This window comes from Sphingobium wenxiniae, from assembly GCF_007830065.1.
GTDB lineage: Bacteria > Pseudomonadota > Alphaproteobacteria > Sphingomonadales > Sphingomonadaceae > Sphingobium > Sphingobium wenxiniae.
This window is the reverse complement of sequence record NZ_VLKK01000027.1, coordinates 17,257-27,680: the sequence shown is the minus strand read 5'-3', so window position 1 is coordinate 27,680 and position 10,424 is coordinate 17,257. Positions and strand designations below refer to the sequence as shown.

The 10,424-nt window shown below is 63.2% G+C and carries 10 protein-coding genes and 1 riboswitch; of the genes, 6 read left to right on the top strand and 4 right to left on the bottom strand.

The window, feature by feature from the left end; all coding sequences use genetic code 11:
* The first annotated feature begins 112 nt into the window (after window positions 1-112).
* Window positions 113-448 carry a hypothetical protein gene (locus IQ35_RS18850; RefSeq protein WP_184205037.1) on the top strand — a complete coding sequence of 112 codons (336 nt, stop codon included), beginning with the start codon at window positions 113-115 and terminating at the stop codon, window positions 446-448.
* A gap of 85 nt (window positions 449-533) precedes the next feature.
* A complete protein-coding gene (locus IQ35_RS18845) occupies window positions 534-1,379 on the top strand; it encodes a HupA family protein (RefSeq protein WP_021246918.1) in 846 nt (281 codons plus the stop codon).
* A 94-nt stretch (window positions 1,380-1,473) separates the two neighbouring features.
* Here the strand turns inward: IQ35_RS18845 and IQ35_RS18840 are convergent, their stop codons facing one another.
* Window positions 1,474-3,510, bottom strand: a complete 2,037-nt coding sequence (locus tag IQ35_RS18840) for a TonB-dependent receptor plug domain-containing protein (RefSeq protein WP_145075735.1) — start codon at window positions 3,508-3,510, stop codon at window positions 1,474-1,476.
* A gap of 342 nt (window positions 3,511-3,852) precedes the next feature.
* Window positions 3,853-3,933, top strand: a riboswitch (ZMP/ZTP riboswitch).
* 22 nt (window positions 3,934-3,955) lie between these two features.
* On the opposite strand from IQ35_RS18840, the gene folB reads away from it, so the two are divergent.
* From folB to IQ35_RS18820, 4 genes are all read left to right on the top strand, one after another.
* Window positions 3,956-4,387, top strand: coding sequence for a dihydroneopterin aldolase (folB, locus tag IQ35_RS18835; protein WP_158636709.1), 432 nt, complete (start codon window positions 3,956-3,958; stop codon window positions 4,385-4,387).
* Window positions 4,371-5,075, top strand: a complete 705-nt coding sequence (locus IQ35_RS18830) for a glutamine amidotransferase (RefSeq protein ID WP_021246915.1) — start codon at window positions 4,371-4,373, stop codon at window positions 5,073-5,075. Before folB ends, IQ35_RS18830 begins: the two co-directional genes overlap by 17 nt.
* A 245-nt stretch (window positions 5,076-5,320) precedes the next feature.
* Window positions 5,321-5,842 (top strand): GrpB family protein, encoded by a 522-nt coding sequence (locus IQ35_RS18825; RefSeq protein WP_145075729.1) that lies wholly within the window; start codon window positions 5,321-5,323, stop codon window positions 5,840-5,842.
* Window positions 5,843-5,992: 150 nt separating this feature from the next.
* A complete protein-coding gene (locus IQ35_RS18820; RefSeq protein ID WP_145075726.1) occupies window positions 5,993-7,996 on the top strand; it encodes an MFS transporter in 2,004 nt (667 codons plus the stop codon).
* A gap of 79 nt (window positions 7,997-8,075) precedes the next feature.
* Here IQ35_RS18820 and IQ35_RS18815 read toward each other — a convergent pair whose 3' ends face one another.
* The 3 genes from IQ35_RS18815 to IQ35_RS18810 are packed head-to-tail and all read right to left on the bottom strand — an operon-like array spanning window position 8,076 to window position 10,382.
* Window positions 8,076-9,296 (bottom strand): phospholipase A, encoded by a 1,221-nt coding sequence (locus IQ35_RS18815; RefSeq protein ID WP_242003401.1) that lies wholly within the window; start codon window positions 9,294-9,296, stop codon window positions 8,076-8,078.
* Window positions 9,297-9,339: 43 nt separating this feature from the next.
* The gene (locus IQ35_RS21775) at window positions 9,340-9,462 is read right to left on the bottom strand and encodes a hypothetical protein (protein WP_021246910.1); all 123 of its coding nucleotides are present in this window, start codon (window positions 9,460-9,462) and stop codon (window positions 9,340-9,342) included.
* Window positions 9,459-10,382, bottom strand: coding sequence for a LysR family transcriptional regulator (locus tag IQ35_RS18810; protein WP_145075738.1), 924 nt, complete (start codon window positions 10,380-10,382; stop codon window positions 9,459-9,461). The genes IQ35_RS21775 and IQ35_RS18810 overlap by 4 nt, the downstream gene beginning before the upstream one ends.
* Between the last annotated feature and the right edge of the window lie 42 nt (window positions 10,383-10,424).

Genomic DNA, 10,424 nt, shown 5'->3' with positions numbered 1-10,424 from the left:
TGCCCGCTGGGATGAACTCATGCCGTGGAACTGGCAGCCAGATAATCAGGTAATCGCCGAAGCCGCCTGAACCGCGGTCCTCAGGCCACGCTTACCGCGTTTTGGAGGCGGCATGCAAATCTACGGCTTTCGGGAGAAGGCGCGCGATCCGGGTTACTCGCTCGCGAGCGGCGGTACGAGCGCCTACCTGTTCCGCGAGATGGGCCGCGCCACGCTCGTCGGCAATATCAGCTACAGCCATCTTGAAACCGATACACGGCTTTTCCTCTATCCACGCCGTCGCATCGAAGATCGTTACGCCGCCAGCCTCGCCGCCACGCTGCGCACTCTTCGCGTAGGCCCCCTCGCGCCGTTGGTCCGCGTCAAGTGGGAGCGTAACCGCTCTTCTATCGAGGTCTATGACTATAAACGTTTTTCTGCCGAACTTGGTGTGAGTTCGGCTTTTTGAGCGCGGGGAAAAGATTATGAAACAAAGTTTGGCCGGGGCAATGGCATTGATACCGCTACTGTCAGCGTGCGGCGGAGGCGGTGGAGTGAACGGCACGCCCACGCCCCCGCTTCCATCCGTGACTTACAGAACGCTTGACGAGCTTTCCGGCAATCAGACGTTCAAGACCGCGGGTGTGAGCTTGCCGGCGACCACTGGTAATGGCGGCGCGGCAAAGACATATAAATTCGGGTCTGGCATCGCGCTCGCTTATGATGCTGCCGCGGATTCCTATACCTTGACCTCCCCTGAAGGCTATTCGGTGACGATGACGCAGGCGGAACTCGATCCGTCGTCGTCGCAGGATTCGAGCACTTATTTCAAAAGGGCCGATCCGACTGAAGATCGTGTTCTCTTGGCGAGAAGGCAAGTGAATGGGGTCAGGCTGAATTATACCATGTTTGGCTCCTGGACTCACATTGCCGATACCAGTGACCCCGGCGGCACGCAGAGGACCGATCTTGCTTTCGGGGGCGTGCCGACGCAAGCGAGCGATGTACCGAAGTCGGGGACGGCTAATTACGACACCTTTGTCGGCGGAACCATCATCAGCAATAACAGGCCCTATATGCTGAATGATCAAGCCAGCAGCGCAAGTTATTCGTCCGCCACCTTTTCGATAAATTTCGAGACGGGCGCTGTGGACACTGCTTTGAACCTGAAGGGGTCGCCCCCCGGCGGCGGGGCTTTTACGGATTTCGGAAAATTCACCGGCTCTGGCACGCTCGATTCGGGAGGCCCCGGTTTCTCCGGTGCGCTTGCTGGAGCCGATACCAGCGGCGCCTTCGCCGGTGCGCTGTTCGGGCCGCAGGGCAAAGAAATGGGTTACGCTTGGTATCTGCTCGGTTCCACCTTCGAAGGCCGCGGCATCGTTGTCGGTGCGAAGAAATAGCAGTGCGCGGGGGAGGGGGCGGCGGTGTCCCCTCCTGCGCTTTTCACCGACCGTGAGGAACGTGCCGTAGAGCGTGGCTTGGTCGTCAGTCCATTCATGACCCGCCGAAGGTGCGCCGCAGATTGATCCCGAAGTAGCGGCCGCTGCGTAATATGCGTTCTTCCCGGTAGTTGAGGGCGCTGCTTCCACGCAGGCCGGTGTAGATCTGGCGGCTGCGGACGGCGGGGCTGTCCGTCAGATTCTTGCCGAACACACGGATCGTCCAGCGCGCGTCGGGCTTATATTCGACAAAGGCGTCGACCCGGTCGGAGAGACGATCGCGCTGCACCTCGCCGATCTTGAATTCTGTCTCCACGGTCTGGAAGGCATAGTTGACCCCCCAGCGCAGGTGCAGGCGGGGCAGATCATGCGTGAACGAAGCCGTCGCCTCGACCGGCACATCGTCGGAGATGCGGCGTTTCACCCCGGTCTGCGGATCGGTCACGCGGCTGCGGCGGAACAGCCCTGAGCCTTTGATCGTCACGCCTGAGAGCCCGAAGCCGTCCAGCGGCAGATTGGCGTCGATCTGGAATTCGCTGCGGCTGCCATTGCCGATATTGCCCACGGAGTCGAACATGCCTTCGGGCGACACGAAAGCGATGCGGTCCGCCACATCACGCACCCATTCATGCCGTCCGGTGAGCACGATCGAGCCAGCGCCGACATGATGCTCCCAGGCCAGTTCCGCGCGCCACAGGCTGTCGGGTTCGAGATCGCGATTGCCCGCGGTGACGGTGCCGCTCGTCAGCGACGCCTCGCTCACGAAGTCCGCGAAGTCGAGCTGGCCGACTTCCCGCTCGATCAGCAGGCGGAGCTGATCGCGCCGGGAGGCCGCCCAGGTCGCGAGCAGGCGCGGCTTGATGTAGGAGAGCGACTTGACGAGGCTGCTGTCCCCGCTCTGCTTCAGGCGGGAGGCTTCGAAGCGCAGGCCGGTTTCGACATTCAGCGCAGACGAAAGATGCCAGGTGCCGGCGGCGAACAGCTCGGCGCGCTTCTCCTCGACACGCATGTCGGCGGCGGGAAGCGGCACCGCCACGTCATTCTCGGTCAGCGCGACATGGCTGTCGAGCGTGTTGATCGTGCCTTCGGCCCCCATTTCGATGGAGAGCAGCGCCCCCTTGCGCCGGAATACGCCGCGCAGGATCGTCTCGGCGGCATCGGACGCCTCGTTGCTGATCTCGCTGTCGGCGGCGTCAAGCGAGGTGTCCGTGGCGCGGATGCGCGTATCGCGGCGGATCGCCAGCAGCTCGATCCGGCTGCTGGCGGCGATGGGCCGGTCCCAGCGCAGCTCGCCCTCGGTGGCGCGCATGTGCTTGCGCTCTGTCCCCAGGATGAGGCGATCGGCGGGAAAGTAGATGGCATGTTCGATGTCGGCGAACATGCGGCTGTCCTTGAACAGCCCGCTGGCCCGGAACGACCCGCCGGCGAGCGGTTGGCTATAGGCGCCGGAGAGTTCCTTGTAGCTGGTGCCTTCCGCCTGCCTGTAGTCGGTGAGGCGCAGCGGCGAGCCATCGGGCGCGTAGCGGTTGCGCGAGCCGAAGCCATGTTCATCGTCGATCACCCGGTAGAGCGCCCCTTGCAGGTCCAGCGTCCTGTCGCCCGACCGGAGGTTGAGTTCGCCCGCGATGCGCGGCGCGTCATAGCCGTGGCGGAAGTTCGCATATTCACCTTCCAGCCGGCCGGACAGTCGGCTTCCTTTCTTGCGCACGACGTTGGCGAGCAGTGCATAGCCTTGCATATCATATCCCGCCGCGCTGCTGCGGATCAGCTCGATATGGTCGACCGACCGCGCCGGGATGCGCTTGAGCAGATCTTCCAGCGTATCCTCCTTGCTGGCGGGACGCCGGCCGTCGATCAGGACATTGCCGCCCGATCCGGAATAGCCGCGCAACTCGGCATTGCCTTCCTGAAGGCGGAAGCCCGGCACGAGCTGGATCATGTCATAGGCCGATGAAGGCTGCGACCGGGCGAAGAAATCGGCATCGTAGCTGTTCGCGGACTCGGACGAGGCCGATTGCGCCACGGCGGGCACGGCCGCCGTCGCGAGAGCGCTTGCAAGGACGAAAGCCGAAACATGTGTACGCGCGGACAAGGCACACCCCCTTTGGACGATGTCATTGGGGGCGATGCTATGGGGGACAGGCTGACGGCTGACTCACGGTCGCCGTCAGTGTCGCGTCAGCCAGCGCGGGAAATGTGATGTGCGGGTGATCCTCGCACTATCCAGTCCGCTGCATCCTGGGGCCGAGACGGCGTGATAGGACAATGAAATCCTAATGACGAAAGCATCATGAACCACGAGAATTTGCCTCGTATCGATATGACGCCCATGACGGGCGATAGGCCTCCTGCCTTGCGCCGCTGGACGAGGTGGAGCGGGTGTTGATTTAGGCACGTAAATGCTTTCGATCCGCTGGCGTGCGCGCTAGTAATGTCCTGACCGCGTGACTGGCGCAAAAGGATGGAGAACCATCGGGGAGCGCGGGTGCAGATGCCGCGCGCCTGGGCGACTCACTCATGTTGAAGGAGCGCGCCCTTTGCTTACGACCATCCAGATCGCCGGATTGCAGACCTACGGCTATCATGGGCTGTTCGCGGAAGAACGCAGCCTTGGGCAGAAGTTCGTTTTCGATATCGAAGCGGAATTGCAGCCGGTCGAAACGCATCGAGACGACAGGCTGGATTCCTCTGTTCGCTATGACGCTGTCGCCGATACCGTCGTGCAGCTCGCCGGCGCGGCGCAATACCAGACCTTGGAGGCATTGGCGGAAGCGGTCGCGCTTGCCCTGCTCGGACAGTTCGCGGCGATCGACACGGTATCGGTTGCGGTGTCGAAGTTCAGCCCCCCGGTCGCTCACACACTCAGCAAGGCCGGAATCGCGATGCGCCTCACCCGTGCGGAGCTGACCATGCGCGCCCTTGCTGACCAGCATGTCGAGGAGAACCCGTGCCATGTCCAAGACCGTTGACGCCATCCGGCATATCCATTTCGAGGATCTCGGCATCTTTGAAGCGGTGCTGACCGCCGCCGGCTACGAAATCCACTACTACGATCTTGGCGTGCATGACATAGCCGCGCTCGATCCGATGCGCGCGGACCTGCTTGTGGTCTTGGGCGGCCCGGTCGGTGTCTATGAGACGCAGAGCTATCCCTTCCTGGTGGCAGAGCGGCAGATACTCGCGGCGAGGCTAGCCGCGCACCGCCCGACATTAGGCCTCTGTCTCGGTGCGCAGCAAATCGCTGCGGCCTTGGGCGCGGGCGTCGCCCCGAGCGGAATCAAGGAAATCGGCTTTTCGGAGCTGACCTTGACTGAGGCCGGACGAGTTGGACCACTCCGGCATCTGGAAGGCGTCCCCGTGCTTCATTGGCATGGAGACGCCTTCCAAATCCCCGAAGGAGCGGTGAATCTCGCTACGACGCCCCTTTGCGCGACGCAGGGCTTCGCCATTGGCCGCAATATCCTTGGCCTCCAGTTCCACCCGGAGGTGGACGCCGGCGCCGGCATAGAACGCTGGCTGATCGGCCATGCCTCCGAGATTGCGGCGGCTGGCATTGATCCTTGCGCCCTGCGCACCGACGCCGCGCATTTTGGGCCGGCGCTGCGCGACGCCGCGTGCCGGATGCTGGCCGACTGGTTGCGGGAGCTGGCGCCATGACGGTGCATATCGCCGGCAATCTCGCTCAGGTGAACGCGGATATCCGCAACCGCGCGATGAACGACGCGCGCCAGGGGGATGCCCTTCGGCATCTTTCGATGGGCATGCCGGCAGGGCTCGATAAACGACCACCTCCGAGGTGCAAGCCGGCCGGCCGATCATGGTGGTGGCTTGCGGCCCGGCAGCTTTGCGTCAGAATAGGGCTGAAGGGGCCATGCCGATGCGCTATCCCAGATGGAGTTCATATGCCCCAGCCGATTCCGGTGAGACTTTTACCCTATGATGTGAACTGGGCATTACGCGCGGCCGTCGAGGCGGCGCGGCTTCAGCAGCACGTCTCCTCGATCGTCGAGGTTCACCATATCGGGTCAACATCGATCCCCGGAATCGCCGCCAAGCCTGTGCTCGACCTGATGCCGGTTGTTGCCTCCCTTGATGCCCTGGATGCGGAACGGCCGGCCGTCGAGGCGCTCGGCTATGAGTGGCATGGTGCATATGGCATGGAAGGGCGGCGTTTCTGCACGCTGGACGACCCGGCCACGTCAGAGCGGTCAATCCATCTCCACTGCTTCATCGAAGGCGCGGCTGTCCGCCGTCACCTCGCTTTCCGGGATTTTCTGCGCGATTCGTCGGAAACAGCGCGGGCGTATGAACGAGAGAAGTGCCGCTGCGCACGGTTGCATGCCGAGGACAGCCACGCTTACTCGGACTGCAAGGCTGCCTGGATCAAGCGCGTCGAGACGGAGGCATTGAACCGCCACCCTTGAGGCGGACCAACGACCGGAATGGAGATCGCGCCGCGGGCGCCCACGGCAAAATATGGGGCGCGAACCGTCCGGCGGCGTCGAGCCCTCGCCAATATAAACGGAACGATAGTGTCAACTTGCGCTTGCAGGATAGGACGCGCGCTCTGAGGAATGTCACAGCAACGGAGAAGGATTCGCGTTCGGATGATTCAGGAAACATCAGTCTTACCGGCGGCGCCGACAAAGCCGCCACAATCGGTCCGGCTGATCTTCGGGGCGCTGATGCTGGTGATGTTGCTGGCGTCGCTCGACCAGACGATCGTGTCGACGGCGCTGCCGACCATAGTGGGCGAATTCGGCGGGCTCGCGCACCTTTCGTGGATCGTCACAGCCTATATGCTGGCGACCACCATCGTGACGCCGCTCTACGGCAAGCTGGGCGACCTGTTCGGGCGGAAGATCGTGCTGCAAGGCGCGATCCTGCTGTTTTTGGTCGGGTCGGCGCTGTGCGGACTCAGCCGCTCGATGGGCGCGCTGATCGCGTTCCGCGCGATCCAGGGGCTGGGCGGCGGCGGCCTGATGGTAACGACCATGGCGGCGATCGGCGATATCATCCCGCCGCGCGACCGGGGACGCTATCAGGGGTTCTTCGGCGGCGTGTTCGGGCTGTCGACCGTACTCGGGCCGCTGATCGGCGGCTTCTTCGTCGAGCATCTGAGCTGGCGCTGGATTTTCTACATCAACCTTCCGCTGGGTCTGGCGGCGCTGGGCGTGATCGCGGTTGCCTTCACTTCGCCCGCCGAACGGCGGCGACCCGCCATCGATGTCGCAGGGGCCGCCCTGATGGCGATCCTGCTGACCGCGCTCGTCCTGTTCACCAGCCTTGGCGGCCATACCTATCCCTGGAATTCACCCACGATCCTGGGGCTTGCCGCAATCGCGCTGGCGGCCTTGGCAGGCTTTATCATGGTGGAGCGCCGCGCCGCCGAGCCGATCCTGCCGCTGCCGCTCTTTGCCAATCCGACCTTTCTGGTCGCCTGTTCGGTCGGGTTCATCGTCGGCCTGGCGATGTTCGGGTCCGTCACCTACATGCCGATCTATCTCCAGGTGGTGAAGGGGGTGAGCCCGTCCACCGCCGGACTCCAGTTGACGCCGATGATGGGCGGCGTGCTCGTCACCTCGATCGCCAGCGGGCAGATCATCAGCCGTATCGGGCGCTATCGGCTGTTCCCGATCATCGGCACGGCGGTGATGACGGTCGGCCTCGGCCTGCTTTCCACGCTCGGCATCGCGAGCAGCATCTGGGCGGCGCCCGCCTATATGCTGGTGCTCGGCCTTGGGCTCGGCATGGTCATGCAGGTGCTGGTGCTCGCCGTCCAGAACGCGGTCGATTATCGCAATCTCGGCGTCGCCACCTCGGGCACCACCTTGTTTCGTTCGACGGGCGGCTCTGTTGGCGTATCGCTGTTCGGCGCGATCTTCGCGGCCAATCTCGCGAGCGAACTCATGAGCCACATGCCGGCGGGCGCTGCGCTGCCGACGGCAAGTGACGCCGAGGCGATCGCGGCATTGCCGCCGGGCATTCGCCATGTCTACCTTGAGGCCTTCACGGCCGCATTGCATCCGGTATTCCTCTCGGCGGCGGTGATCGCGGCGTTCGCCTTCGTGCTGACCTGGTTCCTGAAGGAGGTTCCGTTGCAGGGCGGCGAGCGATCGGAGACGGTCGGCGAGAGCTTTGCGATGCCGCACGACGCGACCTCGCTGGAGGAACTGGAGCTGATCCTTGCGCGCTTGCGCCTGTCCGATCGCGGGGAAACATATCGCCGCATCGCCGAACGGAGCGGGGTGTCGCTTGAACCGGATGAACTATGGCTGCTGGCGAGGGTCTGCCGGGATCGGGCCTTGCCGGCTAGCGTCCCCGCAGGCTCCTTGGGGCCGATCGCCGACCGCCTGGCGGATATTGGTCTGTTGACACGGGAAGCTGACGGTTCGCTCGCGGCCACCGAAGCCGGCCGTGGCATTTTCGAGCAGTTGGTCGCGGGGTATCGCGCACGTCTCGCGCAAATGCTCGAACGCTGGGCACCAGAAGAGCATGAGGAGGTCCGGACGATGCTCAACGGCTTTGCCCGCGAACTGGTGGCCGAACCGCCTGCTTCAACCCCGCGGATATCCTGACGTTTGCGACCGGCGCCATCGGCGCCACGGGAACGCCAGCCACGCAATGGGAGGTGAAGGCTGGGAATTTCTAAACGGCTTACCGCACGATTCCTATCCCGATCCTTAGCCGCGTGATCTTCCGATTATAATCGAGCAGATTCTCGCCATATCCGGCGAAGCCCTGCCCGAAGATGTAGAGGTTGAGGTTGGAATCGATGATGCGGTCGAGCGGATAGGAGAGTTCGGCGTCGATCGCGCCTTTTCCGGACGAGAAGTTGAAACGGCTGTTGGTCGAGAGGCGCAATCCGTCGTCGCGCCCGATCTCGGCGAAGAGGGATGTGTTGCCGCGATAGCGCTTGATGTCGGGATTGTCGGCGAGACTGCCCACGTAGAAGGAAAGCCGAGGACCGAGCGAAAGCGTGTATTTGCCGACCGGCACGGTGGCGACCGGCTGGATATACATCGCATTGAGGCTGCGGGACGCCAGGCCGTCGCGGCCGTTCGATTCATGCCGGATGCCGGCCTGGCCGCCCAGCGCGATCTGCTTTCCGACCGGCGCGGCGGGCAGGAGGTAGAAGACCTCCGGCATATAGTCGATATTGCGGAAGGGCGAGGAGTGCGCGCCCAGATCCCAGAACAGCCGCTGGGTGTAGGCGAAGTGGATACCGTTGATAAGGGGATTGTCGCCGCCGACCGCGCCGGGATCGCCGAAGAGCTGATATTTGAAGCTGATCTGGATGCGGCCGTCGCTGTTCGTGCCGGGACCATAGACAGCGTAGATCGGGGCGTAGCTGGAGAGATTGCCGAGAAAGGCATTGCCGCGATCCGGCTTGGCGGACGGCGGCTCGCTCGTTTCCGCAACGGATGCCGGGTCGGCAGATGCCTGCTGCCCGGTGTCCGGCGCCGCTGCCATGGCTGTCCCCGCCTCGGGAAGCGCGAAGGCGTAACCCGACGCGCTGCCGGTCATGAGCGACAGAGTCAGGGAAGGTCCATGCCGGCTTTCCGCCGGAAGGCGCAACAGATACTGGGCCTGGATGAATCCCCCCGGCGCGATCGTCTGTCCCGGCGATGGGTGCGAACGTTCCAGCGTCACCGGCATCCGCTGATCGTTGGTTGTCAACTCGGCCGGGATCCGGTCGGGCAGGCTGCTTGCCTTCGGTTCCGGACCGGGATTGAGAACCGTGACTTCAACACGCATATTGCCCGGTTCTTCTGCCGGGGCGATGTTGCTGACAAGCATGCGCGGCGCGGTCTGCGCCATCGCCTGGGCGGCGGCGATGGCAAGCGGCATCATGGCGATCGTCGCGGCAAACCTCATGACCCTGTTATGCGGGAAGAAATCCCGCACTAAAAGCCAGAAGTTATTCGCAATCGTCATTTTCAGAAGCTGTAGGAAATGCCGGCAAAACCGACAGGTTGCCACCATAGGTGATGCTGCCGCCGGCCTTGAACCCCGGCGTGCCGATGACATTGGAGGTGCTCAAGCCGCGTCGTTAGCTCCGCGCCTCCCGATGCGAGACGAGATTTCTATAAGGTTGGTCAAGGTTGGCGCGTCGTCCGATTTTCGCCATGCGAGGCCGGTTTCGAGATCTGGCGTTCCGTTGGCGATATGGACATAGCGAACGCCGGTTCGGATGAGATGCTGCAACGATGCGGGCACGAGCGCCATGCCCAGGCCGGCAGAGACGAGGCTGATGATGGTTTGCATCTGGATCGCCTCCTGCCGGATGAACGGCTGATAGCCCCGGGACCTGTAGAAGCCCATCACAAGTTCATGAAAATCGGGGGAGACGCGGGCGGGAAAGATGATGAGAGGCTGCGCCATCCAGTCATCGGAGCGGAGCATTCCATCGATCAGGGTCAATCGCCCTTCGTCGATCCATGGTTCGGGCACGGCGGCAACGAGTGGCTCCGTCACCAGCGGACGATATGCCAACGCGGCTGGCAAGGCAGACGGTGCGGAAATCAGGATGCCCGCATTGATCCGTCCTTCAAGCAACGCCTCAATCTGGATATCGCTTGTCGCCTCGATCAGTTCGAGTTCCACGTCGGCGAAGGACGCCGAATATCTTTCCACGAGCCTTGGGAGCACATTATAGTCGGCGGTGCTGACGAACGCGAGCGACAGCCGCCCTGTCGTGCCGGCGCGAAGGCGCTGGGCGATGTCGGAGAGGGCGGCGATACTCTGGACCGCGGGCCGGACATGTTCCAGCCACGCGCGGCCAAAGGGGGTCAGGGTGACGCTGCGTTTCGAGCGAACGAAAAGGTCCGCGCTGAGATCCCGTTCAAGCGCCATGATAGACTGGCTGAGTGGTGGCTGTGTCATGCCCAAACGCTCAGCCGCGCGGCCGAAATGGAGTGTGTCGGCGACAGTCAGGAAATGGCGGAGGCGGCGCAGATCGATCATTCGATAAATATCTCCTGCGACCTTATATCGCTTCAATCA

Excerpts from the sequence above, each read along its gene's own strand:
- IQ35_RS18820 (WP_145075726.1), top strand. The coding sequence starts at position 5,993 with ATGTCACAGCAACGGAGAAGGATTCGCGTTCGGATGATTCAGGAAACA.
- IQ35_RS18850 (WP_184205037.1), top strand. The coding sequence starts at position 113 with ATGCAAATCTACGGCTTTCGGGAGAAGGCGCGCGATCCGGGTTACTCG.
- IQ35_RS18830 (WP_021246915.1), top strand. The coding sequence starts at position 4,371 with ATGTCCAAGACCGTTGACGCCATCCGGCATATCCATTTCGAGGATCTC.
- IQ35_RS18815 (WP_242003401.1), bottom strand. The coding sequence starts at position 9,296 with ATGAGGTTTGCCGCGACGATCGCCATGATGCCGCTTGCCATCGCCGCC.
- IQ35_RS18825 (WP_145075729.1), top strand. The coding sequence starts at position 5,321 with ATGCCCCAGCCGATTCCGGTGAGACTTTTACCCTATGATGTGAACTGG.